Genomic DNA, 23,196 nt, shown 5'->3' on the forward strand with positions numbered 1-23,196 from the left:
TGGGCGGTGACGGGCCGCGGGGCGCGCCGGGAGAAAAGGCGTGTCCCGCGCGTGGGGAATACGGGCTTCCCGCCGCGTATTCGTGGCGGCGTGCGGAGAAGCGCCGGGGATTCCGCGCGGCCGGGTGCGCCGTGCGCGAGGCGGAATCGGCCGGGCGCGGGGTCACCCCTGGTCAGACGTACGAGAGCGGCCCGTGCCGTCCGATTGCGGGGCGTTGTGGCGTGTTTTCACCGCATGACGGGATGGCTTTTCCCTTGCCCCTGGAGGGAATTGCGCATGGCCCGCCGTCCTCGCGGCTGGAAAAAATGCGTGGCACAGGCCGGTGCCGTCGCGGAACACTGCGGGTACCGGGGCCCCTTCGCCCGCCCGGTCGTGTCCTGGACGACCTGGCGGGGGCTCCGCCATGCCGTCCTCCGGATGACGATCCGGGGCGGCCGCCCTCCGATCCGCAGTACTTCCGCGCGGCAGGCCGGAGCGTCACCCGGTCCGCCCCCGGGGCGTCCCCGAGGCCAGCCGCCGCACGACCCTACGAGGTGGAATGGAAACGCCTGAAGAACGCGAGGGACGACCGGGCAGGGGCTCGGTACTCCTCGCACTCCGCTACTACGGCCGCGAGTTGCGCCGGCTCCGGCGGCTGTCGGTGCCCGGGATGCTCCTCCCGGCGCTCGGCAACGTCGGCATCGGCTACATCGCGCCGCTGATCGTCGCGAAGCTCGTCGCGCACATCGCCGGCGGGACGGACGTATCCGTCGGCTCCGCCCTCCCCTTCATCCTCGGCTACGCCGCCGTGCTGCTGCTCGCGGAAGGCGCCTGGCGCGTCGGGATGCACTGCGTCAACCGCCTCGACGGCCGCGGCATCGAGCACCTGTACGTGATCGGCATGGACGAACTGTTCGCCAAGGACACGGCCTTCTTCCACGACAACTACGCCGGGTCGCTCACCAAGCGCGCCCTCAGCTTCGCCTCGCGCTTCGAGCAGTTCGTGGACACGCTGACGTTCTCCGTGGTGGGCAGCCTGGTGCCGCTCGCCTTCGGCTCGGTGGTGCTGTGGCAGTACGAACCGGTGCTCGTCGTCGGCCTGCTGGGCGTCATCGCGCTGACGGGCGTGTGCGTGGCGCCCCTGATCCGGCGCCGCCAGGAGCTGGTGGCGCGCCGCGAGGAGGCCATCGCCCGGGTGTCGGGGCACGTCGCCGACACGCTGATGCACATGGAGACGGTCCGCGCGTTCGCCGCCGAGGAGCGCGAGGCGGCCGAACACCGCTCGCGCGTCGCGGAGTCGAGACGGCTGTCGGTGCGCTCGTGGGACTACGGGAACCTCCGCATCGACACGGTCGTGGCGGCCATGTCGGTGGTCACCAACGCGCTCGGGCTGCTCATCGTCGTCGGGCTCGGCGGGGGCGGGGTCGGTGTCGAGGCGCTCGTCGTCGCGTTCACCTACTACACCAACGCGACGCGGATCATGTTCGAGTTCAACCGGATCTACCGCCACCTGGAGAACTCGCTGACGGAGGCCGCCCAGTTCACCGAGCTGCTGCTGACCCCCTCGCAGGTGCGCGACCCCGAGACGCCGGAACCGCTGGCGTCGCCCCGCGCCGCCGACGTGCGCTTCGATCGCGTCACCTTCTCCCACACGGGCACCGAACCGCTCTTCGACGGGCTCGACCTGGACGTGCCGGGCGGCACGCGGATCGGGCTCGTCGGCAGGTCGGGCGGCGGCAAGACGACCCTCACCCGGCTGCTGCTGCGCCTGACGGACGTCGACGCGGGCCGCATCCTGGTCGGCGGCCAGGACATCAGGAACCTGAGCCAGGCCGACCTGCGCGGCCTGATCGCCTACGTGCCGCAGGACCCGGCCATGTTCCACCGCACGCTGCGCGAGAACATCGCGTTCGCCCGGCCGGACGCGACCGAGGCCGAGATCCGGCGCGCCGCCGAGGCCGCGCACGTCACGCAGTTCGCCGACGCGCTGCCCGACGGCTTCGACACGATGGTGGGCGAGCGCGGCGTCAAGCTGTCCGGCGGCCAGCGCCAGCGGGTGGCCCTGGCCCGCGCGATCCTGCGCGACGCGCCGATCCTGCTGCTCGACGAGGCGACGAGCGCCCTGGACTCGGAGAGCGAGATCTACGTGCAGGAGGCGCTGTGGCGGCTGATGGAGAAGCGGACGGCGCTCGTGGTCGCGCACCGGCTGAGCACGGTCGCGGGCATGGACCGGCTCGTCGTCCTCGACCGGGGGCGCATCGTGGAGCAGGGCACGCACCAGGAGCTGCTGGCGGTGGACGGCGCCTACGCGAAGCTGTGGCGGCACCAGTCGGGCGGCTTCCTGGACGACGACGTGCCGGTGGAGGCCGGGCTGGACGCGGGGAGGAGCGTGCCGTAGGGGGCGAGGCGGCGGTGCGGGGGCGCGTACGGCTCAGGACGCGCCGTCGTGCGCCCGCTGCGCCGCCACGATCACGGGCGTCCGGGCGGAGATCCAGTCGATCAGGCCCTGCAGCGGCTCGGCCAGCTCCTGCCCGAGCGGCGTGAGGGAGTAGCTGACCTTCGGCGGCAGCGCGGGCTCGACCTCGCGGGCGACGAGGCCGTCCCTGCCGAGCAGCCTGAGGTTCTGCGAGAGCATCTTCTCGCTGATCCCGCCGACGCGGTCGCGCACCTCGTAGAAGCGCAGCGGCCCGTCGCGCAGGCAGGCCACGATCAGGACGCCCCAGCGGCTCGTGACGTGGTCGAGCACCGTCCGCCCCGGGCAGTCGCTCCTGAACGCGTCGCCCGCGCCGTCCGGCAGGCGCGGCGGCGTCAGTGACTTGTCAGCGGCCATGGCCCGAGCTTAACCGGCGCCACCGGCCACGCCGTGCCGCGTACGGCCGCCCCCGCCCCTGCCGCGGGGGCGGCCGTACGGCTCAGCGGAGCGCGGCGGCCTTGCGCGCCAGGACGGCGCGCTCCCGGTCGTTGCGGCACAGCCGGGCCGCCAGCTCCAGCTCGGCGCGCGCCTCCCCCGTCCTGCCGAGCCGCGTGAGCAGTTCGCCGCGTACGGTCGGCAGCAGGTGGGAGCCGGACAGGCGGCCGGAGACGGCCAGGTCGTCCACCAGGGCGAGGGCCGCGGATGGCCCGTCGGCCATCGCGACGGCGACGGCCCGGTTCAGCTCCACCACGGGAGAGGGCGCGACGCGGCCGAGCGCCTCGTACAGCAGGACCACCCGTTCCCAGTCTGTGGCGTCGACCGAGGGCGCCGCCGCATGGCAGGCGGCGATCGCGGCCTGAAGCCCGTACGGGCCGAGGCCGCGCCGCCCCGCGACCGCCCGGCGCAGCGCGGCCATGCCGCGCCGGATCGCCGAGCGGTCCCACAGGCGGCGGTCCTGGTCCTCCAGCAGCACGGCCTCCCCGTCCGGGCCGGTACGCGCCGGGAAGCGCGCCGCCGTCAGCTCCAGGAGGGCGAGCAGGCCGTGCGTCTCCGGTTCGCCGGGCACCAGCGCGGCGAGCGTGCGGGACAGGCGGATCGCCTCGTACGCGAGGCCGGGACGCAGCAGCGCGTCGCCCGCGGTCGCCGTCGAGCCCTCGGTGAAGGTCACGTACAGCGCGCTCAGGACGCCGCCGAGGCGCTCGGCGCGCTCGTGCACCGGGGGCAGTTCGAACGGCACGCCCGCCGCGGCGATCGTCTTCTTCGCCCGGGTGATCCGCGCCTGGACGGTCGGCACGGGCACCAGGAACGCGCGGGCGATCTCCTCGGTGGACAGGCCGCCGACCGTCCGCAGCGTCAGCGCGACGCGCGCCTCGGGCGACAGCACCGGGTGGCAGGCGACGAACATCAGCGCCAGGACGTCGTCGTCGATCCGGTCGGGGTCCCAGGGCAGGTCGTCCCCGCCGGTGCCGCCGTCCCCGCCCTCCTCGCCGGCGAGGAGGGCGTACCGCTCGTCGAGCGCGGAGCGGCGGCGGAACGCGTCGATCGCCCGCCGCCTGGCCGTGGCCAGCAGCCACGCCACCGGGTCGCGCGGCGTCCCGTCGCGCGCCCAGCCGACGAGTGCCTCGGCCACCGCCTCCTGGGCGACGTCCTCGGCGAGCGCGAAGTCCCCCGTCCAGCGGGCGAGCGCGCCGACGATCCTGGCGGACTCGATCCGCCAGACGGCCTCGACGGCGCGCCGCGCCGCTCCGGTGCCCGGCGGCCCCTCACCGGGCGTGCCCATCAGAGCTGACCGGTCCGCTCGCGCCAGGCGCGCTCCCTGGCGATCCACTCGTTGTCCTGCGGGAACTCGTCGATGCCGGGGACGCGGCGGACCTCGCACTTCGAGCCGGGGACGGCGGGCAGGCGCTTGGCCCACTCGACGGCCTCCTCCTTGGACGCGACGTCGATCACGTAGTAGCCGCCGAACAGCTCCCTCGTCTCGCCGTAGGGCCCGTCGGTGACCACGGGGGTGTCGCCGGCGAAGTCGACGACCACGCCCTGCGACGCGTCGTCGAGCCCCTCGGCGGCGACCAGGACACCGGCCCGGATCAGCTCCTCGTTGAAACGCCCCACGGTCGCCAGCATCTCCTCGAAGGGCACCTTCATCATCTCCGCGTAGGACTCGTCGGTGCCCCGCATGATCAGCATGTACTTCGCCATCTCGGCCTCCTCGGCAACGGGCCGCTTCCCGGCCCTCTCACCCCAAGGTCGAACGGGGCGGCGGCGGATCGACACGGCGCGGAAGATTTCTTCTGGATTCTTTCCTCCGGCGTCCCGGACCCCCGCCGGCACGCTCGCGCACCAGTCTGCCGGACCCGCGGGCCGGGATCACGCCGACGTGATTGAGCACTCGCTCAAACCGGGCTACCCTGCCTATTGAGCGATCGCTCAACTCGTGACCGGGGGAGGCCGGATGGGGCGTGGGTGGCGGTACGCGGCGGCGGGTTGGCGAGGGCGGTCGCCGCGTACGGGCACGGACAGCGACGGCGCGCGGCCCGTCGCGCCGGTGCGCGCGGGGACCCCCGGGGCGGCCGGCTGATGCCCGACTGGACCTACCAGCCCCTGCGCGGGATCGCCGCCGCCCTGCTCGGCGGGCAGCGGTCGCGGCGGGCGGCGCTGCGGACGCTGGCCTCGATCGGGTCGCTGCCGGGCGGCGGGCGGGCGATCGCCTGGGCGTTCGGCCACCGGCACCCGCCCGCCCGTCTCGGCGGCACCGCCGCCGGAGTGCCGGTGGCGGCGCGGCTCGGCGCGGTCGTGCCGCCGCGTCTCGCGCGGTCGGCGGTACGGGCCATGCCGCCGCTCGGGGCCGGGCTCGTCGTGGTGGAGCCGGTCGGCCCCGGCGACGTCGCTGCCGTACGCGCGGCGGCGCGCGGCCGCCGCGTACCGGTGCTGGCGCGGGTCACCGGCGGCCAGGACGCCGACGCGGTCGCGGAGGCGCTGGCCCCGTACGTGGACGGCGTGCTGACGCGGCCCGATCCGGCGCTGCGGCGCGTCACCTCCCCCTCGGTGGCGGACGCCGCGCGGGCCCTGGACGATCCGGCCGCGGTGGTGCTGGCCGCGCCGCCGGTGCTCGTGCACGCGGGTCCCGGCTGGTTCGCCCGCGTCACCGAGGCCGCCACGCCGACCGCGCCCCTGGGGCTCGCGCGGGAGGAGATCGGCCGCGATCCGCGCCGCTGGCCCGCCTGGTGGTGGGGCACGCTGGTCGGCCTCGGCATGATCTGCGGCGGACTCGGCGCGGCGGCGATCGCCCTCGGCCCGGTGCTGCTGTGGTACGACCGCGCGCACCTGGGGGCGGGCGTCGGCGAGCTGCACGCCCTGGACCACCACCTCGTGCACTTCCTGCGCCACGACCGGATCACGCTGGCGGGCGCGATGGTCACCATCGGCGTGCTCTACGCGGGGCTCGCGGCGGGCGGGATGCGGCGCGGCCTGCCGTGGGCGCGGCAGGCGTACCTCGTGTCCGGCTGGGTCGGCTTCCCGACCCTCCTCTACTTCCTCGGCCTCGGCTTCGTCGAACCGCTGCACACCGCCGCCGCGCTCGTCCTCTTCCCGATGTTCCTGGCCGCGACCCGGCGGGAGCACGCCCGCCCGCGCTGGACGCCGCTGCCGGAGGGCACGGACCGCGAGCGGAACCGTGCGCTGACCGGGCAACTGCTGCTGATCCTCACCGGCGTGGGGCTGTTCGCCGGCGGCGTGGCGGTGTCCTCGGTCGGGCTCACCGCCGTCTTCGTCGGCAGCGACCTGGACTTCCTGCACGCCACCGCCGAGGAACTGCGGGCGGCCAATCCGCGGCTGCTGCCGTTCATCGCGCACGACCGCGCCGGGTTCGGCGGCGCGCTGATGGCGGCCGCGGCGGCGGTCACCCTGCTCAGCGCCTGGGGGTGGCGGCGGGGCGAGGCGTGGGTGTGGTGGTCGCTGCTCCTGGCCGCGGGAGCGGGGTTCCTGCCCGCGGTCGCCGTGCACGGCTCCATCAGGTACACCGACTTCTGGCATCTGGCGCCGGTGTACGCGGGGATGCTCCTCACCGCCGCCGGGCTCGCCCTCGCCCGGCCCTACCTGTGCGCACGGGCCCCGGACACCGCGGCGACCGCGCCCCGGGCACCCGGCGGACGTCCGGGCGCCCTCGCGCGCCGACTACGGTGAGGGCCATGGCCGACACCCGACAGCGACTGATCGACGGCGCGATCGAGACGATCAGGCGGCAGGGCGTCGCCGCCGCGTCGGCCCGCACCATCGCCGCGACCGCCGGGGTCAACCAGGCGCTGGTCTTCTACCACTTCGGCAGCGTCCACGAACTGCTCACGGCCGCCTGCCTGTCCGCGACGCGTGCGCGGGTCGGGCAGTTCACGGCCCGTCTCGACGAGGTCGCGTCCCTGCGCGAACTGCTCGCCCTCGGCCGCGGACTGCACGCGGAGGAACGGGACCTGGGCAACGTCACCGTGCTGGCCCAGATGCTGGCCGGCGCCCAGGCGGACCCGCGGCTCGCCGAGGCCACGGCGGGGGCGCTCGGCCTGTGGACCACCCCGGTCGAACGCACGGTGAGCCGCCTGCTGGCCGGCTCCCCGCTCGCCGCGTACCTCGACGTGCCGGGGCTCTCCCGGGCGGTGTGCGCCGGTTTCATCGGCCTCGAACTGTTCGACGGCGTCGATCCGGCGGGCGCCGGCGCCGCGCTGGACGCCCTGGACCGCCTGGCACGGCTGGTGGAGGTGGTGGACGAGCTGGGTCCCGTGGCCCGCCGCGTCCTGCAGGCCCGCCTGCGCGCGTAGCCCGGCTCCCCCAATCTCCCCGAACTCCCCTGCCGTCGCGCCGAGTTCGGTGACCCCGCCGTGAAGGAAACGGGGAGGCCGTGTGATCATGAGGGCACGTGTCAGGTGTGCGGCTGATCGGCAGGTCCACGGATGCTTCGCTCGCCCCTTCCCCCCGCTCCCCCGGAAGCCCTCCTGCCCGGGGACGCGATGACCATGGCCCGCTTCCGCCTGGCGCAGGAGCGGGCGCTGCGCTGGATGGCCATACGTGACCTGTCGCTGCGCAAGCTGCTGTACAGGAACGCGCAGATCGCGGTCGTCGTGGTGGGCTGCAACTGGATTCCGGGGCTGTGGGTCGCGACTCCTGCCGACGCGATCGGGTTGTTCATCCTTCCCGTGGGCTTGATTCCGCTGGTTCTGGGCGTGCAGCGGGAGCGGGATGTCCGGTGGCTGGTCTGGGACTGGCAGGAGCCCGCACCGTCCGGCGACGGGCCGACCGCCGAGTGGGCGGACGTGTTCCGCACCCTCTACGCCCGTGAGCGGTCCGGACATCTGAGCGACAAGAAGCTCGCACGACGCCGCGCCGCCTGGGAGGTGACGGCGGTGCTGGCGCTCGTCACCAATCTGGCGCTGCTCAGGGGCGACATCTTCTACGGCGACTACTCGCCGCTGACCCGGTGCTGGTTCGCAGCCGTACACCTGACGCTGGCCGCGACGGCGGTGTGCTGGCTGCGGAAGGCACGGCGCCCGGTACCGGAGCCGGACGCCCCCGCCCCTGACGGATGTGATGCGGTACAGGCATGAGTGAGGAGCACGCGGCAGCCGTCCCGACGATCCGGCGGCGGGGCGAAGGCGATGTGGGGGAGTGCGTCCGGGTGCTCGCGGAGGTCCACCGTCGTGACGCCTATCCGGTGAACTGGCCCGAGCGGCCGGGCGACTGGGTGGCGCAGGCGTCGGGCTGCGGCGCGTGGGTCGCCGAGCTGGACGGCCGCCCCGTCGGCCATGTGGGCCTGTCCCGTGGCGGGGAGGGCGGTCTGGCCCCCGGTGTCTGGAGCGAACGCACGGGCCGGGCAAGGGACTTGGCGGCGGTCGTGAGCCGTCTGTTCGTCGCCCCCTGGGCGCGGGGGCACGGCATCGGCGCGCTGCTGCTCGGCCGGGCGGTGGAGGAGGCCGGGCGCCGCGGCCTGCATCCGGTGCTCGACGTCGTCGCGTCCGACACGGCCGCCGCGGCGCTGTACGAACGGCTGGGCTGGCGGCGGCTGGCGACGGTCGAGGAGCAGTGGGGCCCGGCGCAGCGGGTGACGATCCACTGCTACGCCGCAGGGTGACGGGACCCCGCCGTCCGCACGGGACGTCCCCGCGAGAGGATGCGGAGGCCGCACCCGCCCGCCCTCGTACGTCCACCTCCAGCGACGGGACGACCTCCATGACGACCGACCTCACCGCGTTCGCCCGCGAGATCTTCGACGCCCAGCCGTTCAGCCGCCTCCTGGGCGCCGAACTGACCGCGGTCGGGCCGGGATCGGCCGAGATCCGCGTCCGCAACCGGCCCGAACTCCGGCAGCAGCACGGCTTCGTGCACGGCGGGGTGCTCGGCTACCTGGCCGACAACGCGCTCACGTTCGCGGGCGGCCTCGCCCTGGGCGGCGACGCCCTCACCGCCGAGTACAAGATCAACTATGTCCGCCCGGCCGTCGGCGAGACCATCGTCGCGCGTGCGGAGGCGGTGGTGACGACCAGGCGGCAGGCCGTCTGCCAGTGCTCCGTCCTCGCGCTGCGGGACGGCGCCGAGCGGCTCGTCGCCGTCGCGCAGGGCACGATCGTCGCCGCCGGGGCGCGGCAGCCCGACCTGCCGCCGACGCCCCCGGCCCCGGACGGGACACCGTGACGCTCTTCCGTATCCAGGCGCGGGTCCCGGCGCGGTCCGGGAGGCGGGTCAGCGGCGCGCCGCGGTGAGGACCGGGCGCAGGTGGCTGAGCGGGTCGGGGCCGATGGGGCGGAGGACGACGGTGTCCGCGCCCGCTTCCCACAGGACGCCGACCCGTTCGAGCGCGGTCGCGGTGTCGCCCGCCGCGAGGTGCACCTCGGAGCGCGGTACGCCGAGGAACGCCTGCGATTCCGCGATCACCGGCGCGGTGGCCGCCTCGACGACGGCGGGGTCGTCGTGCGCGAACAGGTGGGTGAAGACGATCAGTTCGTGCGGACGGCCGTGCCCGGCGCGGCCCCGGCCGATGTGTCCGAGCGCGGTGGCGATCCGGCCGGGGCCCTGGCCCTCGGCCATGATGGTGCCGTCCGCGAGGCGGCCGGACAGTTCGAGGGAACGCGGCCCCAGCACGCCCGTGACCAGCGGCGGGGGCTCGGCGGGCGGATGGACGAGCCGTACGCCGTCCACGCGCACCTCGCGCCCGTCCAGCGTCGCGGTGCCCCCGGCCAGCAGGGTCCGCGTCACCTCAAGCGTCTCGCCGAGCAGCGACAGCGGGCTGGCGGGCGCGGCGCCGACCTGCGCCATCCAGTCGCGCACGCCGTGCCCGAGGCCCGCGACCAGGCGGCCGGGGAACGCGCGGGCGAGCGTCGCGATCTCCATGGCGAGCAGGACCGGGTTGCGCAGCGGCGCGGGCATGATGCCGATGCCGACGCGCAGGCGGCTGGTCGCGGCCAGGGCGACGGCCGCGGAGGACACGGCGCCCGCCCACGCCAGGTCCTCCACGACCCAAAGGTCGTCGGCCCCCAACTCCTCGACCCTACGCGCGAGATCCGCCAGCCCTTCGGGCGGCAGGTCCCGGTCGTACATCACTCCCAGACGTCCGCGCTGTGCCATGGCGTCACCCTAGCCACGCCCTCTGACAATCCCCGCGCGGCACGGCGGGCCGGTCAGCCGCAGTGGAACCAGCCGCTGGACGGCACGTGGTCCTGGATGACCAGCCTGCCCGACGTCGTCCAGATGTCGGTCTCGACGGCGATGCAGCGGTTGCGGCCGTAGAAGGAGAAGTTGGCGTAGTAGAGGTAGTTCCCGTCGTCGCCTGGCGGGACGTACCCCGTCGCGTCCGTCCACGCGTGGACGGCGATGCGTGACCGGACGCCGTAGTACGCGCCGCGCTTCACGGCGGCGACGCAGTTGTACGTGCCGTCCCAGTAGAGGTACGTGGTCGCGTAGGTGACGCCGCCGTCGACGTTGTTCCAGCTGTCGATGACGGAACCGTCGCAGCCGTACTCCGCTGCGGAGGCGGTGGGCGCGTTCACCGCGCCCGCGACCACGCTCGCGAGGCTCACGGCCAGGACGGTCGCGAGACGGCCGAGTCGTGCGCGTTTCATGTCGTCCCTTTCAGCCGCAGTGGAAATAGCCGTCGTACGGTGAGCGGTGCAGGAAGATGTCGTAGTTCGCCGTGTTCCACATGGTGAGTTCGGTGGCGATGCAGGCGTTCCTGCCGTACACCTTGACCGGCCCGGCGTAGTAGAGGTAGCGCCCGTCGTCCTCGTCCGAGCGTGGCTGCGCACCTGTGTTGTTGAACAGCAGCAGGTCCATGCGGGTGCGCACGCCCTCGTAGGAGCCCTTCTTGACCGCGACGGCGCAGTTGTACGTGCCGTCCCAGTAGAGGTAGGTGGTGGCGACGACCCTTCCGTCGTACGGATGGTCGATCGTGTCGATGAGTGTTCCGTCGCAGCCGTAGGCCCCGGCCGGGGCGGCCGCGTCGGCTGTCGCCGGGACGGCGATGCCGAGTGAGAGAGCCGCGGCAAGGCTCGTCAGGACGCGCGTCAGCACGGTTTTCCGCAAAGTGACCCCCCACTTGTAGGAATATCCCCGCCGGTGAAGCTAGCAGCGGCCCGCACGGAAACGGGATGGCGATTCCGGCCATTCGCGCGCGCCCCGGCGGGCGGGGCGCGCGGCACCGTGCGCGAGCAGGCCGTCGCGCGGCGTCGCCGCCCGGTGGCTGTTAGGCTTTCCGGTGCGACTGCCGTTCGGAGGAGAGACCAGTCATGGCGGGTGACGACGACATCTCCGGGTGAGACCCGGATCTGACAGCCACCGGCAGGTGCCCAGGAGCACCGCCGCCGTGGCCGCTCGGTCGTCCCCTTTTCCCCTCCATGCCACGGGCAAGCCCCTGCCATGAGCAGCGGACCCCTGTGCCCGTGTCCTCTCCGAAGGTCACTCCATGTCCGACGTCTCCGTCATCTGTTCCCACCTGTCCTTCTCCTGGCCCGACGACACGCCGGTGTTCGAGGACCTGTCCTTCGCCGTCGGCCCCGGGCGCACCGGCCTCGTCGCGCCGAACGGGTCGGGCAAGAGCACGCTGCTGCGGCTCGTCGCCGGCGAGCTGCGCCCCACCGCCGGGTCCGTGACCGTGAACGGCACGCTCGGCCACCTGCCGCAGACCCTCCCGCTCACCGACGGCCTGACCGTGGCCGAGGTCCTCGGGATCGACGCGGTGATCGACGCCCTGAACGCCGTCGAGTCGGGCGACGTGGCCGAGGAGCACTTCACCGCCATCGGCGACGACTGGGACATCGAGGAGCGCACCCGCGCCCAGCTCGACCGGCTCGGCCTCGGCGGGCTCGCCCTCGACCGGGGGCTGCACACGCTCAGCGGCGGCCAGATCGTCTCCCTCGGCCTCGCGGCGCAGCTGCTCAAGCGGCCGGACGTCCTGCTGCTCGACGAGCCGACCAACAACCTCGACGCCGACGCCAGGCACCGGCTGTACGACGTGCTGGAGGGCTGGCACGGCAGCCTGCTGCTGGTCAGCCACGACCGCGCGCTGCTCGACCGGATGGACCGCATCGCCGATCTCAGCCGTGGCGAACTGCGCCAGTACGGCGGCAATTTCACGGCCTACGAGGAGGCGGTCCGTGCCGAGCAGGAGGTCGCCGAGAAGAACGTGCGCAACGCCGAGCAGGAGCTGAAGCGCGAGAAGCGGGAGATGCAGCAGGCAAGGGAGCGCGCGGAGCGGCGCGCGAGCAACGCCGCCCGCAACCTCAAGAACGCGGGCCTGCCCCGCATTTTCGCCGGGAACATGAAGCGCGGCGCCCAGGAGTCCGCGGGCCGGGCGGGCCAGACGCACGCCGCCCGGGTCGAGGGGGCCAGGGCCAGGCTGGACGAGGCGGGCCGCGCCGTGCACGACGAGCAGCGCCTCACCCTGGACCTGTCCGCCACCGACGTCCCCGCGGGGCGCACGCTGTTCCTCGGCGAGGGGCTGCGGCTGCGGCGCGGCGGGCGGGAGCTGTTCGCCGGGGACGGCGCCGACCTGACGATCCGGGGGCCCGAGCGCATCGCGCTGACCGGCCCGAACGGCGTGGGCAAGACGACGCTGCTGCGTCTGGTCGGCGGCGATCTGGCGCCGGACGGCGGCCTGGTCAGGCGGGCGGACGGCCGTGTCGCGTACCTCTCGCAGCGGCTCGACCTGCTCGACCCCGACCGCACGGTGGCCGAGAACTTCGCGGCGGCCGCCCCCGACAGGCCGGAGGCGGAGCGCATGAACCTGCTGGCCCGCTTCCTCTTCCGGGGCGCCGGTGCCCACCTGCCCGTGGGGGTGCTGTCCGGCGGCGAGCGGCTGCGGGCCACGCTGGCGTGCGTCCTGTGCGCCGAGCCGGCGCCGCAGCTGCTGCTGCTCGACGAGCCGACGAACAACCTCGACCTGGTGAGCACCGGCCAGCTGGAAGGCGCGCTGGGCTCCTACCGGGGGGCGTTCGTCGTGGTCAGCCATGACGAGCGGTTCCTCGCCCGGATCGGCGTCGGCAGGTGGCTGCGGCTGTCCGGCGGGGAGCTGGCGGAGACGGGGGCGCCCGCGGTGTGACGCGGGCGCGCCGTCCTGGCCCGTTCGCGGCACGACGCCCTGCGGGCCCTCACATCGCTCACGTCTGGCGGATCCCCACCATGTCCCATCCCCTCCCGCCCCCTACCGCGCTGCTCGCGCGCGACGTCGTCCGCGTACTCGGCGGCCGACGGGTGCTCGACGGCGTCTCCCTGACCGCGCCGCCGGGTCGGCGCGTCGGCCTCATCGGCGAGAACGGTGTCGGCAAGTCGACTCTGCTGCGCCTGCTCGCGGGGGCCGACGAGCCCGACGGCGGCACCGTCGTCAGGCCGGACGACCTCGGGTTCCTGCACCAGGAGATGCCGTTCGACACGGCGGCCACCGTCGCGGACGTCCTGGACGACGCGCTGCGCGAGGCCCGCGCCGACCTCGCGGAGATCACGCGCCTCGCCGATCTGCTCGCCCGCACCCCGTCCGACTCCCCCGGCCACGCCGGGCTGCTGGCCGCGTACGGCGCCCGGCTCGAACGGGCCGAGGAACGCGACGCGTGGGACGCCGACCGGCGCGCCGCGCTCGTCCTCGACGGGCTGGGGCTCGGCGCGGTCGGCCGCGACCGGCAGCTCGGCTCGCTCTCCGGCGGGCAGCGCGGCCGCCTCGCGCTGGCCGCGCTGCTCGTGCGCCGCCCCTCGGCGCTGCTGCTCGACGAGCCGACCAACCACCTGGACGACGACGCCGCCGCGTTCCTCGAACGGCAGGTGCGTGACCTGCCGGGGGCGGTCGTCCTGGCCAGCCACGACCGGGCGTTCCTCGACGCCGTGTGCACGGATCTGATCGATCTCGACCCGTCCGTGGACGGACCTGTCCGGTACGGCGGCGGTTATCGCGCGTACCAGGCCGAGAAGCGCGCCGCCCGCGCGCGCTGGGAGCGGCGGTACGCCGAGGAGCAGGAGGAGGTGACGGCGCTGCGCCAAGCGGCGGGCGTGACCGCGCACCGCGTCGCGCCGGGGCGTGCCCGGCGCGACAGCGAGAAGATGGGCTACGGGCACCGCGCCGGACGCGTGCAGAACCAGATCTCCCGCCAGGTGCGCAACGCGACGCGGCGGCTCGACGAGCTGGAACGCGAGCGGGTCGCCGAGCCCCCGCCGCCGCTGCGCTTCCGCCGGCTTCCGCACACCCCACCGGACGGCGCGGCGCCGGACGGGCCGCTCGTCGCGCTGCGGGAGGCGAGCGTTCCGGGGCGGCTCGCCCTCGGGCACCTGGACGTCTCCCCCGTGGAACGCCTGCTCGTCACCGGCGGGAACGGCGCGGGCAAGTCCACGCTGCTCGCCGTGCTCGCCGGACACCTCGCGGCCGGGGGCGGCGTACGGCGGCGGCCGGGGCTGACGGTGGGGCTGCTGGCGCAGGACACCGCGTTCGACCGGCCGGACCGCACGGCGCGCGACACGTACGCGGGCGCGCTCGGCGCCGAGCGGGCGGAGGCGGTGCCGCTACCGTCGCTCGGGCTGCTGCGGGAGGCGGACATCGACAGGCCGGTCGGGCACCTGTCGGTCGGCCAGCGCCGCCGCCTGGCGCTGGCCCTGCTGGTGGCGCGCCCGCCGGAACTGCTGCTGCTGGACGAGCCGACGAACCACCTGTCGCCGCTGCTGTGCGACGAGTTGGAGGAGGCCCTCGGCACCGGCCCCGGTGCGGTGGTCCTGGCCAGCCACGACCGCTGGCTGCGGCGCCGCTGGCGGGGGCGCGAACTCCGGTTGGCGGACGGGCGCGAGGCGGACTGAAGGGCATCGCAGCCGGGACGCGGGGCCACCGGGCGCGCCGGGCGAGGCACGGAGGGAACCGCCCGCCCAGGGCGCGACCTCAGGTAGCCACCTCCGGCGGACCGTGCCCGACCGCCTGGTGGCCGGTGCCCGCGCCGGAACGGGGCGGTGGGGGGCGGCGACTGCGGGGGGTCGGCACCGGCCTGGGGCGCGTCTGCGAAACGGGCGTCCGGCCACTCCAGGGCCCGGCCAGGTCGGCGCCGTTCGGCCGGGGTGGGGGTGGCTATCGTACGAGGGCCGTTGCGTCGGGCGTCGGTGCGGCGGGCGGGACCACCAGTGCCAGGAGGAGCGGCCAGTGACGGCGCAGCGGTCGGCGGCGACGGACGCGGAGGTGCGCCTGCTGCGCGCGCGGGCGCAGGCGATCGGCGGGGGCGTCAGGGAGGCCACGGCAGGGGCGGTCGTGCGGCGGGTCTTCGCCGTGCAGTCGCAGGACGCGACCGCCGCCATGCTGGGCATCCGCGCACGGGGCCGCGACATCACCGCGCGAGCGGTACGTGCGGCGTACGAGGACGAACGCAGCGTCGTACGGGGCTGGTTCATGCGGGGGACGCTGCACACCGTCCCGGCCGGGGACGTCCGGTGGCTGCTGCGCCTCCTCGGCCCGCGGCTGCTCGCGGGCACCGCGCACCGCTACCGCGAACTGGGCCTGGACGAGCGGCTGCGCGCACGCTCCGACCGCCTCCTCCGCGACACCCTCGCCGCCCACGGCCCGCTCGATCTGGCGCGGCTGACCGAGCGCCTCGGCACGCTGGGGATCGCCACGGACGGGCAGGCGCCGTTCCACCTCGTCCGCCACGCCGCGCTGGGCGGCCTGCTCTGCCACGGGCCGTGGCGGGACGGCGAGCCCGCCTTCGTCCTGCTGGACGACTGGCTCCCCCGGGAGACCGACGGGCCCGAGCGGGACACGGACGGCGCGGTCGCCGAGCTGGCCCGCCGCTACGTGCGCGCGTACGGGCCGGCGGAGGCGGCGGACTTCGCGGCGTGGTCGGGGCTGCCCGTCACCTGGGCGCGGCGGGCGTGGAAGTCGGTGGCCGCCGGTGGCGGGACGGGGCAGGGCGGGGAGGCGCCGGAGGGTGCCGACGTGCGGCTGCTGCCCGCGTACGACAACTACCTGACCGGTTACGGCGATCGCGGCCTCGCCGTCCCGGCCGCGCACGAGCGGCGGGTGTGGCCGGGGGGCGGGGTCATCCGGGCGGCCGTTGTCGTGGACGGCCTGGCGGTGGGGACGTGGAGCCGGTCCGCGCGGACGGGCGTCGGGGTGGACGCGTTCGAGGAGCTGCCCGCGGCGGTGCGGGAGGGCGTCGGCGCGGAGGCGGACGCGGTGACGCGCTTCCTGCGCGAGGCCGCCTGAGCGGGACGGCGCGCCGCTCAACTTTCCGGTAGGACAGGCGACTTGTTCCGGAAAGTGGCCGGAAACTTTCACCGGATCGGGGCCCGGAGACGGCGGGCCGGGCGGTTACCGCTGCTCCGCCGCCCCCGCCCGATCCGCCGGGCGGCCCGGAGGAGTACGAGAACGGCCAACCTCGGACCGCGCTGTCCGGCGTGTTGTCACGGCACGGGACCCCTCCTAGCCTGGGAGCGCTCCCACGCCCGGCTGGCGTGCCTCACGCCCTCCTGACCTGGTACGCACCCGCGTCCCCTCAGGTCACCGCGTCCCTGTCGGCCGCCCGCGCCGGGAGCTGCCCACACCTTTCCCACCCGCACCCGCTCGCCCGTTCCCCGGAGGTGTCCCATGCGTCTGACCCGATACCGGCCCCGGCTCTGGGCGGTGGTGGCCTTCGCCGCCGTCGCCGGGCTGACCACCACCACGCTCGGCGCGCAGGCGGACGCCCCGGGCGGCCAGGCCCGTACCGTCCTGGCCGCGGCGGCCGTCGAGGACGACGGCGCCGACTGCGCCGTCCCCTCCCCCGGCCCCTCGCCCAGCCAGTCCCTCCTGCCCGACCCGTTCACCCGCATCGACGGCACCCGCATCTCCGACCGGTCCGACTGGCGCTGCCGCCGCGCCGAGATCAGGGAGCTGGCGGAGCGCACGGTGTACGGCCAGAAGCCCGAGCGGCCCGACAGCGTCACCGGCACCGTCTCGGCCACCGGCATCACGGTGAACGTGACCGAGCAGGGCAGGAGCGCCTCGTTCTCCGCGAGCGTGGACCTGCCGAGCGGAACGGGGCCGTTCCCCGCCGTCGTGGTCCTCGGCGGCCTCGGCGCGGACACGGCGACCATCAAGGCGTCCGGCGCCGCCGTCGTGAGCTTCGACCCGTACGCGGTGGGCCGCGAGGGCACGCCGCGCAGCAGCAAGCAGGGCGCGTTCTACAGCCTCTACGGCGCGTCGAGCAGCACGGGGCTGCTGATGGCCTGGTCGTGGGGGGTGAGCCGGATCATCGACGTGATCGAGCAGTCGGGCGGCAGCGTGCTGCGGGCGGACGCGACGGGGGTGACGGGGTGTTCGCGGTTCGGGAAGGGCGCCTTCGTCGCGGGGGCGTTCGACCAGCGTGTGGCGCTGACGATGCCGATCGAGTCGGGCACGGGCGGGGCGCCCGCGTTCCGTTCCGTCGCCGGGGAGAGCGGGTCGCAGCCGCTGAGCAGCGCGTACGGTGAACAGCCGTGGCTCGGCGACGCGTTCGGCTCGTACACGGGCAACCCGGCGTCGCTGCCGGTGGACACGCACGAGATCGTGGCCATGGTCGCGCCGCGCGGTCTGCTGATCATGGAGAACCCGCACGTGGACTGGCTGGCCGCGCGGTCGGGCAGCGTCGCGGCGCTCGGCGGGGCCGAGGTCTACCAGGCGCTCGGCGCGCGGGCCAACATCTCGTACGTGTCGGACGTGCAGAGCGGCACGCACTGCGCCGTGCGGCCGGAGTGGCGGACGCCGCTTCAGCAGAGCATCGCGACGTTCCTGCGGGGGTCGGGGCAGGCGCCCGGTGTGTTCCGGATCGCGGCGTCCAAGCGGGGTGACCTTGCGGCGTGGCGGAACTGGCAGACGCCGGTCCTGACGGACGACGGGGGCGGTACGGGCGGCAGCGGCGGCGACTCCGGGGGTGACACGGGCGGCGGCGACCCCGGTGGCGTCTGCGCCGCCTCCTACCGCGCGGTCGGCAGCTGGTCGGGCGGCTACCAGGGCGAGGTGACGGTCCGCAACACCGGCGGCGCCGCGCTGAGCGGCTGGGCCGTGACGCTGACCCTGCCGGGGGGCCAGTCCCTCGACAACCTGTGGAACGGCCAGCCCAGCGGCACCAGCGGGTCCGTCACCGTGCGGAACACCGCGTGGAACGGGACGCTCGCGCCGGGCGGCACCACCACGTTCGGCTTCGTCGTCGCGGGCGGCGCCACCCCGCCGGGCGGCCTCGCCTGCACGGGCGGCTGATCCCGGCACCCCGCCCCGTGGCCGGCCGACCGGTCACGGGGCGGCGCGCTGCTCGCTGGCGGCGGGTCGCTCGGGGGCGGGTTGGGTGGTGTCGGGCAGGGGCCACAGGACGCGCAGCAGGACCGCTAACGCCAGGGCTATGAGCAGGGCGAGGAGGGTCGGCCGCCCCGGCCAGGTCCGGTCCACGGGGGACTCCGTATCAGTCATCGGGATCGGTGAAGATGCGGAAGGCAAGCTCCGCCTCGCCGGGGAGGGCGGCGCGCCGGGCGGCGGCCTGGTCGAGCGCGGCGAGAACGCCCAGGCCGGTGGCGATGTCGGCCGGGTCGGGCGCGGCCAGGTCGAAGTCCTCGGGCGGCTCACCCAGGGCGATCAACGCGCGCCGGTAGAACACCCACCAGCGCCGGTCCGCCCCGACGAGCACCCGCCGCGCGGCACCGGCCGGGCCGAGCCCGGCCACCGCACCCGCCGCCGCCCCCAACACCCCGGCCACCACCAGCCCACGCACCACACCGCCTCCAAGTCCGTTGTCCGCCCGCCGGTATGACGGGCTCCTCACCCTGCTCCACCACCCCGCGCCACCGCCGCCCCAACAGCGAACGCGGCGCCCTGCACCACCACTGACGACGACGCGGCACCTCCCCCGGCGCCACATACAGCCCATCCCCACCCGGACCCCGCTCAGCCAACTCCCGATAGTCCGCGACCACCCCACGCAACCGCTCCACACACCGCCCACACCCGTACAACGGCGCCTCAGCAGGCGGATCAACCGTGGACACCACCCCCAACCGCATCACCAACCCCACCCGATGCCCACACCACAACCAACACGCCCCAACGACCCACTCGTTGCCATCGCTCACGCGCCGTCCTCCCCCAACACCCGCAGCAGCCAGAGGAACAGGACGGCCATCCCGAGCAACACTCCCGCACCGACGAGCGCGACGGCTCCCAGCACGGTCCCGGTCCACCGAAGGACATCCGTCACCTGGCCTCCTCCGCACCGAGGCCCAGCACGAACCACACGGCCTTGCCGCCCACTTCGAGGTCGCACCCGAAGTCCAGGCACAACGCCCGCAGCATCCACAGGCCGCGCCCGCCCTCGGCGTCCAGGTCCGGTTCGGCGACGACCGGCACACCCGGGGACCGGTCCGCCACCCGCACGATCACCCGCTCACCATCCGGCACCACCGACAAACGGCAGTGCGAATCCCCCACGTGCCGCAGCACGTTGGCCAGCAGCTCACTCAGCCCCAACCGGGCCACCTCCACCGTCACATCGGACGCCCCCCACACCCGCAACACCAACGCAACCGTCCGCCGCCACGTCTCAATCCCCCTCGCATCGGCCAAGAAGTCCCACGCATAGACGCACTGCCGCGCCTCGGGGAACTGCACCGGAACCGTCATTACACCTCCTGTGCTGGACGCTGCCCACCCACTTGCAAGGCAGGCAGTGGACGCAACGGCGAGTTATGGTGCAGTCGCTTTGCGTCGTCTCGGTCAGCTTGGACCCAACGAGCCGAAGGTGCAACTCTGTCTTGCAACAACGTTGTTGAATTGACGGTGGCGGAGAGCGGCATGTGCCACGGTTGTCACGGGCGGGTGCCGCTGCGGTCCGTGCGGCTTGCGCCCCAGAAACGGATGTGGAGAACTCGCTTGGCCACACAACCTCGACCGACCGTGCGCCTGCGGCGGCTCGGCGCGAAACTACGGCGGCTCCGCGAAGACGCCGGCGTCAAGATGGACGCCGCGGCGCGCGAGATCGACGGCGACAAGCCGAAGATCAGCCGCATCGAGAACGGTCGGATGTTCATTCGACGGCTGGAGATGGAGGCGTTGCTCAGGCTCTACGGGGTCACCGACGAGCGCACCCTCGCGGCGATGGGCACGATGCTGCGCCAGACGCGCCGGAAGGGCTGGTGGCACCAGCAGAGCCAGGATCTCGACCCGACTTTCCAGGAACGACTTGACCTGGAGGACGACGCCGTTCGCATACTCGCGTTCCAGCCATCGCTGGTCCCGGGGCTGCTTCAGACCGCCGAATACGCCGAGGCGGTGATCCGGAGCGCCGAGCGCTCGGCATCCGAGGAGGAGATCGCAAAGTGGATCTCCATGCGTATGACACGCCAGGAGATCCTCACTCGCGACTCGCCTCCACAACTGGTCTGCGTGATCGACGAGGCCGTCCTCCACCGGCAGATCGGAAGCCCGGCCATACTCGCAGGTCAGTTGCATCGGCTGCGAGAGATCAACTCACCGCCCGAACTTTCCATCCAGGTCGTACCGTTCGGTCAGGGGTGGTACGCCGGGCTTGACGGAGGTTTCAGCATCTACTCGTATCCGGACCCGCTCCACCTTGACGTGGTGACGGCCGATTACCTGGACGGCACCCTGTACTTGGAGGAGGATGCGAGTGTCGAGCGATACCGGCGCGCCTTTGACCAGGTGAGAGCGTCGGCCCTATCGTCACAGCAATCCATGTCACTCATCGCGCGGCTCGCGCGAGACCAGGAAAAACAAGGGTGAGGCACCTCATGATCCGGCACGATCTCTCCGAGGCCCGCTGGCGCCGTTCCTCCTACACCGCCGACAACGGAGGGCAGTGCGTCGAGGTCGTAGACGGCATCCCTGACATTGTTCCGGTGCGGGACAGCAAGAACCCCGGCCCCACCCTCCTGGTCCCCGGGACGGCCTGGACGACGTTCGTGGATCACCTCAAGCACTGAGGACACCACCCACGCGAGAGCGGCCGGTTCAGTGGGCGGCGTGTGTGTCGATCTCCGCCACGAGGGCGGTGACGCGTTCCCTGATGGCGTCGCGGATCGGCCTGACGCCCGCGACGCCGAGGCCCGCGGGGTCGGGCAGTTCCCAGTCGCGGTAGTGCTTGCCGGGGAAGACGGGGCAGGCGTCGCCGCACCCCATCGTGATGACGTAGTCGGACGCCTGGACGGCCTCGGCGGCGAGGAGTGTGGGACGCGCGGCGGAGATGTCGATTCCGGCCTCCCGCATCGCCTCGACGGCGGCCGGGTTGACGCGTTCGGCGGGGACCGATCCGGCGCTGCGGATCTCGACCCGGTCCCCGGCGAGCTGGGCGAGGAAGCCCGCCGCCATCTGGGAGCGTCCCGCGTTGTGGACGCAGACGAACAGTACGGAGGCGATCGGCGGGTTCACCTGCCGCTCACCCCGCGGCCGCGGTGAGCATCCGGGCCATGGCGGCGAGGACGGCCGGTTCGACGCGGTAGAAGACCCAGGTGCCGCGCCGCTCCGAGGTGAGGAGTCCGGCCTCCCTGAGCTTCTTCAGGTGGTGCGACACGGTCGGCTGGGAGACGCCCACGTCGGGGATGTCGCACACGCACACCTCCTCGCCACCGTGCGCGGCGACGGCGGTGAACAGCCGCAGGCGCACCGGGTCGCCGAGTGCCTTGAACATGCGGGCGGCACCCTCGGCCTCCTCGGCCGTGTAGACCCGTCCGGCCGGGGACGGGCAGCACGGCCCCGCCTCGCGCCCGGGCACCTGGGAGTCCTTCACCTGTGACACGCCCCTATGTTGACACATGTCGAAACAGGCCGGGAGGGGGCGGGAACGCCCATTGTTTCGACAGGCCTCTATATTGACAATCGTCACATCAGGCTGCCACGCTGACCGCCGTCGCATCGACATCCGTCGAATCAGCGAAGCGGAACAGCGAAGGAGCACGTCCCATGCCCGAGCACGCGTCCCTGCCCGTCGCCGTCATCGGCGCCGGGCCCGTCGGCCTGGCCACCGCCGCCCACCTGGCCGGCCGCGGCCTCACCCCGCTCGTCCTGGAGGCGGGGCCGCGCGCCGCGCACGCGGTCCGGGAGTGGGGGCACGTGCGGCTCTTCTCCCCCTGGCGCGAACTGCTCGACCCGGCGGCGGCGCGGCTCCTGGCCGGCACCGGCTGGCGCGGCCCCGACCCGGCGGCGTACCCCACGGGGGCGGAGTGGGCGGACGCGTACCTCCAGCCGCTCGCCGACGCGCTGGGCGACCGCGTGCGGTACAGGGCGGCCGTCACCGGTGTGGCGCGCGCCGACCGCGACCGCGTGGTGGACTCCGGCCGCGAGGACCGGCCGTTCACCGTCCATGTCGCCAGGAGCGACGGCGGTGAGGAGCGCGTCGCGGCGCGGGCGGTCGTGGACGCCTCGGGGACCTGGGCCCTTCCCAACCCGGTGGGCGCCGACGGGCTGCCCGCCCTGGGCGAACGCGCGGCGGCTGCGGCGGGGCGCCTCACCTACCGCCTCCCCAACCTGGACGACCCGGCGACCCGGGCGCGGTTCGCGGGGAAGCGGGTCGCCGTCGTCGGCTCGGGGGCCTCCGCGTTCACCGCGCTCGCGCAGCTCGCACGGCTCGCCGTGGCGGCGGACGGCGCCGGGACCCGCGCCACCTGGGTCCTGCGGCGCGGCGTCTCCGCCGCGACGTTCGGCGGCGGCAGCGCCGACCAGTTGCCCGCGCGCGGCGCGCTCGGGCTGGCCGCGCGGCGCAGCGTGGAGGCGGGGCACGCCGAGGCCGTGACGGGCTTCCGCACGGCCGCCGTCGAACGGGACGCGGACGGCCGGCTCGTCCTCGTCGCGGCGGACGGGCGCCGCACCGGGCCGGTGGATCACGTGCTCGTCCTCACCGGGTCGCGGCCCGATCTCGACTTCCTCTCCGAGGTGCGCCTCGGGCTGGACGAACGGCTCTCCGCGCCCGCCGCGCTCGCCCCGCTCGTCGATCCCAACCGCCACTCCTGCGGCACGGTTCCCCCGCACGGCGCCAGGGAACTCGCCCATCCGGAGCGGGACTTCTACCTGGTCGGCGCCAAATCGTACGGCCGCGCGCCCACGTTCCTCGCCCTGACGGGGCACGAGCAGGCCCGTTCCGTCGCCGCCGCCCTGGCGGGCGACCTGCTCGCCGCGCACCGCGTCGAACTCACCCTGCCGGAGACCGGGGTGTGCGGCGGCACCGGGCTCTTCGACGCCCCGGACAGCCCGGACTCCGCCACCGGCTGCTGCTCCCCCGCCCCGGCGGGCGCCGTGGACGTCGAGCTGCGGACGAGTACGGGCGAGGCCGTGTGCGCGACTCAGGCGCCGTAGGGGCTGC

The 23,196-nt window shown here is 74.4% G+C and carries 25 protein-coding genes; 13 read left to right on the top strand and 12 right to left on the bottom strand.

What is annotated here, in order from left to right:
- The first annotated feature begins 538 nt into the window (after positions 1-538).
- A complete protein-coding gene (locus ACIBPC_RS23220; RefSeq protein ID WP_362968676.1) occupies positions 539-2,377 on the top strand; it encodes an ABC transporter ATP-binding protein in 1,839 nt (612 codons plus the stop codon).
- Between the two features lie 33 nt (positions 2,378-2,410).
- On the opposite strand, the gene ACIBPC_RS23225 is transcribed toward ACIBPC_RS23220, so the two are convergent.
- From ACIBPC_RS23225 to ACIBPC_RS23235, 3 genes are all read right to left on the bottom strand, one after another.
- Positions 2,411-2,809 carry a helix-turn-helix domain-containing protein gene (locus tag ACIBPC_RS23225; RefSeq protein ID WP_362968677.1) on the bottom strand — a complete coding sequence of 133 codons (399 nt, stop codon included), beginning with the start codon at positions 2,807-2,809 and terminating at the stop codon, positions 2,411-2,413.
- Between the two features lie 82 nt (positions 2,810-2,891).
- Entirely contained in the window at positions 2,892-4,172 is a 1,281-nt protein-coding gene (locus ACIBPC_RS23230; protein WP_398847191.1) for an RNA polymerase sigma factor, read from the bottom strand.
- The gene (locus ACIBPC_RS23235; RefSeq protein ID WP_362968679.1) at positions 4,172-4,591 is read right to left on the bottom strand and encodes a YciI family protein; all 420 of its coding nucleotides are present in this window, start codon (positions 4,589-4,591) and stop codon (positions 4,172-4,174) included. Before ACIBPC_RS23235 ends, ACIBPC_RS23230 begins: the two co-directional genes overlap by 1 nt.
- Positions 4,592-4,969: 378 nt before the next feature.
- Between ACIBPC_RS23235 and ACIBPC_RS23240 the strand changes: the two genes are divergently transcribed.
- The 5 genes from ACIBPC_RS23240 to ACIBPC_RS23260 all read left to right on the top strand — a co-directional run bounded on the left by ACIBPC_RS23240 (position 4,970) and on the right by ACIBPC_RS23260 (position 9,064).
- Positions 4,970-6,574 (top strand): hypothetical protein, encoded by a 1,605-nt coding sequence (locus ACIBPC_RS23240; protein WP_398847193.1) that lies wholly within the window; start codon positions 4,970-4,972, stop codon positions 6,572-6,574.
- 5 nt (positions 6,575-6,579) lie between these two features.
- Complete coding sequence (locus ACIBPC_RS23245; protein ID WP_398847194.1) at positions 6,580-7,197, top strand: TetR/AcrR family transcriptional regulator; 618 nt, start codon at positions 6,580-6,582, stop codon at positions 7,195-7,197.
- A gap of 195 nt (positions 7,198-7,392) precedes the next feature.
- On the top strand, positions 7,393-7,980 hold the full coding sequence (locus ACIBPC_RS23250; protein ID WP_398847196.1) for a hypothetical protein: 588 nt from the start codon (positions 7,393-7,395) through the stop codon (positions 7,978-7,980).
- On the top strand, positions 7,977-8,504 hold the full coding sequence (locus tag ACIBPC_RS23255) for a GNAT family N-acetyltransferase (RefSeq protein ID WP_398847197.1): 528 nt from the start codon (positions 7,977-7,979) through the stop codon (positions 8,502-8,504). The genes ACIBPC_RS23250 and ACIBPC_RS23255 overlap by 4 nt, the downstream gene beginning before the upstream one ends.
- A 98-nt stretch (positions 8,505-8,602) precedes the next feature.
- Positions 8,603-9,064: a PaaI family thioesterase gene (locus tag ACIBPC_RS23260; RefSeq protein ID WP_398847199.1), complete on the top strand. Its 462-nt coding sequence runs from the start codon at positions 8,603-8,605 to the stop codon at positions 9,062-9,064.
- Between the two features lie 48 nt (positions 9,065-9,112).
- Here the strand turns inward: ACIBPC_RS23260 and ACIBPC_RS23265 are convergent, their stop codons facing one another.
- Genes ACIBPC_RS23265 through ACIBPC_RS23275 form a run of 3 tightly spaced genes read right to left on the bottom strand, consistent with a single transcriptional unit; the run spans position 9,113 to position 10,936 of the window.
- Positions 9,113-9,994, bottom strand: coding sequence for an LLM class flavin-dependent oxidoreductase (locus ACIBPC_RS23265; protein WP_398847201.1), 882 nt, complete (start codon positions 9,992-9,994; stop codon positions 9,113-9,115).
- Between the two features lie 53 nt (positions 9,995-10,047).
- Positions 10,048-10,488 carry a hypothetical protein gene (locus ACIBPC_RS23270; RefSeq protein ID WP_398847203.1) on the bottom strand — a complete coding sequence of 147 codons (441 nt, stop codon included), beginning with the start codon at positions 10,486-10,488 and terminating at the stop codon, positions 10,048-10,050.
- A 10-nt stretch (positions 10,489-10,498) separates the two neighbouring features.
- The gene (locus ACIBPC_RS23275; RefSeq protein WP_398847205.1) at positions 10,499-10,936 is read right to left on the bottom strand and encodes a hypothetical protein; all 438 of its coding nucleotides are present in this window, start codon (positions 10,934-10,936) and stop codon (positions 10,499-10,501) included.
- Between the two features lie 391 nt (positions 10,937-11,327).
- Between ACIBPC_RS23275 and ACIBPC_RS23280 the strand changes: the two genes are divergently transcribed.
- The 4 genes from ACIBPC_RS23280 to ACIBPC_RS23295 all read left to right on the top strand — a co-directional run bounded on the left by ACIBPC_RS23280 (position 11,328) and on the right by ACIBPC_RS23295 (position 18,095).
- Positions 11,328-12,962 (top strand): ABC-F family ATP-binding cassette domain-containing protein, encoded by a 1,635-nt coding sequence (locus ACIBPC_RS23280; protein WP_398847207.1) that lies wholly within the window; start codon positions 11,328-11,330, stop codon positions 12,960-12,962.
- 80 nt (positions 12,963-13,042) lie between these two features.
- Positions 13,043-14,695: an ABC-F family ATP-binding cassette domain-containing protein gene (locus ACIBPC_RS23285; protein WP_398847209.1), complete on the top strand. Its 1,653-nt coding sequence runs from the start codon at positions 13,043-13,045 to the stop codon at positions 14,693-14,695.
- Between the two features lie 334 nt (positions 14,696-15,029).
- Positions 15,030-16,085 (top strand): winged helix DNA-binding domain-containing protein, encoded by a 1,056-nt coding sequence (locus ACIBPC_RS23290; RefSeq protein WP_398847210.1) that lies wholly within the window; start codon positions 15,030-15,032, stop codon positions 16,083-16,085.
- Between the two features lie 381 nt (positions 16,086-16,466).
- Positions 16,467-18,095, top strand: coding sequence for a cellulose binding domain-containing protein (locus ACIBPC_RS23295; protein ID WP_398847212.1), 1,629 nt, complete (start codon positions 16,467-16,469; stop codon positions 18,093-18,095).
- Between the two features lie 33 nt (positions 18,096-18,128).
- On the opposite strand, the gene ACIBPC_RS23300 is transcribed toward ACIBPC_RS23295, so the two are convergent.
- The 4 genes from ACIBPC_RS23300 to ACIBPC_RS23315 all read right to left on the bottom strand — a co-directional run bounded on the left by ACIBPC_RS23300 (position 18,129) and on the right by ACIBPC_RS23315 (position 19,505).
- Positions 18,129-18,302, bottom strand: a complete 174-nt coding sequence (locus ACIBPC_RS23300) for a hypothetical protein (RefSeq protein WP_398847214.1) — start codon at positions 18,300-18,302, stop codon at positions 18,129-18,131.
- Positions 18,295-18,603 carry a hypothetical protein gene (locus ACIBPC_RS23305; RefSeq protein ID WP_398847216.1) on the bottom strand — a complete coding sequence of 103 codons (309 nt, stop codon included), beginning with the start codon at positions 18,601-18,603 and terminating at the stop codon, positions 18,295-18,297. Before ACIBPC_RS23305 ends, ACIBPC_RS23300 begins: the two co-directional genes overlap by 8 nt.
- 351 nt (positions 18,604-18,954) lie before the next feature.
- Positions 18,955-19,083 carry a hypothetical protein gene (locus ACIBPC_RS23310; RefSeq protein WP_398847218.1) on the bottom strand — a complete coding sequence of 43 codons (129 nt, stop codon included), beginning with the start codon at positions 19,081-19,083 and terminating at the stop codon, positions 18,955-18,957.
- On the bottom strand, positions 19,080-19,505 hold the full coding sequence (locus tag ACIBPC_RS23315; protein WP_398847220.1) for an ATP-binding protein: 426 nt from the start codon (positions 19,503-19,505) through the stop codon (positions 19,080-19,082). The genes ACIBPC_RS23310 and ACIBPC_RS23315 overlap by 4 nt, the downstream gene beginning before the upstream one ends.
- A gap of 249 nt (positions 19,506-19,754) precedes the next feature.
- On the opposite strand from ACIBPC_RS23315, the gene ACIBPC_RS23320 reads away from it, so the two are divergent.
- Complete coding sequence (locus ACIBPC_RS23320) at positions 19,755-20,624, top strand: helix-turn-helix domain-containing protein (protein WP_398847222.1); 870 nt, start codon at positions 19,755-19,757, stop codon at positions 20,622-20,624.
- Positions 20,625-20,632: 8 nt separating this feature from the next.
- Positions 20,633-20,824, top strand: coding sequence for a DUF397 domain-containing protein (locus ACIBPC_RS23325; RefSeq protein WP_362968782.1), 192 nt, complete (start codon positions 20,633-20,635; stop codon positions 20,822-20,824).
- A gap of 28 nt (positions 20,825-20,852) precedes the next feature.
- On the opposite strand, the gene ACIBPC_RS23330 is transcribed toward ACIBPC_RS23325, so the two are convergent.
- Together ACIBPC_RS23330 and ACIBPC_RS23335 are read right to left on the bottom strand one after the other, a co-directional pair.
- Positions 20,853-21,269 carry an arsenate reductase ArsC gene (locus tag ACIBPC_RS23330; protein WP_398847224.1) on the bottom strand — a complete coding sequence of 139 codons (417 nt, stop codon included), beginning with the start codon at positions 21,267-21,269 and terminating at the stop codon, positions 20,853-20,855.
- 7 nt (positions 21,270-21,276) lie between these two features.
- Positions 21,277-21,654: a metalloregulator ArsR/SmtB family transcription factor gene (locus ACIBPC_RS23335; protein WP_362968799.1), complete on the bottom strand. Its 378-nt coding sequence runs from the start codon at positions 21,652-21,654 to the stop codon at positions 21,277-21,279.
- Between the two features lie 146 nt (positions 21,655-21,800).
- Here ACIBPC_RS23335 and ACIBPC_RS23340 point away from each other — a divergent pair, with 146 nt between their 5' ends.
- Positions 21,801-23,189, top strand: coding sequence for an FAD-dependent oxidoreductase (locus tag ACIBPC_RS23340; RefSeq protein WP_398847226.1), 1,389 nt, complete (start codon positions 21,801-21,803; stop codon positions 23,187-23,189).
- Positions 23,190-23,196 lie beyond the last annotated feature (7 nt).

The organism is Streptomyces sp. NPDC049879, from assembly GCF_044461265.1.
GTDB lineage: Bacteria > Actinomycetota > Actinomycetes > Streptomycetales > Streptomycetaceae > Streptomyces.

What these genes read in the sequence shown, in the direction of transcription:
- ACIBPC_RS23220 (WP_362968676.1), top strand. Translation starts at nt 539, where the DNA reads ATGGAAACGCCTGAAGAACGCGAGGGACGACCGGGCAGGGGCTCGGTA.
- ACIBPC_RS23225 (WP_362968677.1), bottom strand. Translation starts at nt 2,809, where the DNA reads ATGGCCGCTGACAAGTCACTGACGCCGCCGCGCCTGCCGGACGGCGCG.
- ACIBPC_RS23230 (WP_398847191.1), bottom strand. Translation starts at nt 4,172, where the DNA reads ATGGGCACGCCCGGTGAGGGGCCGCCGGGCACCGGAGCGGCGCGGCGC.
- ACIBPC_RS23235 (WP_362968679.1), bottom strand. Translation starts at nt 4,591, where the DNA reads ATGGCGAAGTACATGCTGATCATGCGGGGCACCGACGAGTCCTACGCG.
- ACIBPC_RS23240 (WP_398847193.1), top strand. Translation starts at nt 4,970, where the DNA reads ATGCCCGACTGGACCTACCAGCCCCTGCGCGGGATCGCCGCCGCCCTG.
- ACIBPC_RS23245 (WP_398847194.1), top strand. Translation starts at nt 6,580, where the DNA reads ATGGCCGACACCCGACAGCGACTGATCGACGGCGCGATCGAGACGATC.
- ACIBPC_RS23250 (WP_398847196.1), top strand. Translation starts at nt 7,393, where the DNA reads ATGGCCCGCTTCCGCCTGGCGCAGGAGCGGGCGCTGCGCTGGATGGCC.
- ACIBPC_RS23255 (WP_398847197.1), top strand. Translation starts at nt 7,977, where the DNA reads ATGAGTGAGGAGCACGCGGCAGCCGTCCCGACGATCCGGCGGCGGGGC.
- ACIBPC_RS23260 (WP_398847199.1), top strand. Translation starts at nt 8,603, where the DNA reads ATGACGACCGACCTCACCGCGTTCGCCCGCGAGATCTTCGACGCCCAG.
- ACIBPC_RS23265 (WP_398847201.1), bottom strand. Translation starts at nt 9,994, where the DNA reads ATGGCACAGCGCGGACGTCTGGGAGTGATGTACGACCGGGACCTGCCG.
- ACIBPC_RS23270 (WP_398847203.1), bottom strand. Translation starts at nt 10,488, where the DNA reads ATGAAACGCGCACGACTCGGCCGTCTCGCGACCGTCCTGGCCGTGAGC.
- ACIBPC_RS23280 (WP_398847207.1), top strand. Translation starts at nt 11,328, where the DNA reads ATGTCCGACGTCTCCGTCATCTGTTCCCACCTGTCCTTCTCCTGGCCC.
- ACIBPC_RS23285 (WP_398847209.1), top strand. Translation starts at nt 13,043, where the DNA reads ATGTCCCATCCCCTCCCGCCCCCTACCGCGCTGCTCGCGCGCGACGTC.
- ACIBPC_RS23295 (WP_398847212.1), top strand. Translation starts at nt 16,467, where the DNA reads ATGCGTCTGACCCGATACCGGCCCCGGCTCTGGGCGGTGGTGGCCTTC.
- ACIBPC_RS23300 (WP_398847214.1), bottom strand. Translation starts at nt 18,302, where the DNA reads ATGACTGATACGGAGTCCCCCGTGGACCGGACCTGGCCGGGGCGGCCG.
- ACIBPC_RS23315 (WP_398847220.1), bottom strand. Translation starts at nt 19,505, where the DNA reads ATGACGGTTCCGGTGCAGTTCCCCGAGGCGCGGCAGTGCGTCTATGCG.
- ACIBPC_RS23325 (WP_362968782.1), top strand. Translation starts at nt 20,633, where the DNA reads ATGATCCGGCACGATCTCTCCGAGGCCCGCTGGCGCCGTTCCTCCTAC.
- ACIBPC_RS23335 (WP_362968799.1), bottom strand. Translation starts at nt 21,654, where the DNA reads ATGTGTCAACATAGGGGCGTGTCACAGGTGAAGGACTCCCAGGTGCCC.
- ACIBPC_RS23340 (WP_398847226.1), top strand. Translation starts at nt 21,801, where the DNA reads ATGCCCGAGCACGCGTCCCTGCCCGTCGCCGTCATCGGCGCCGGGCCC.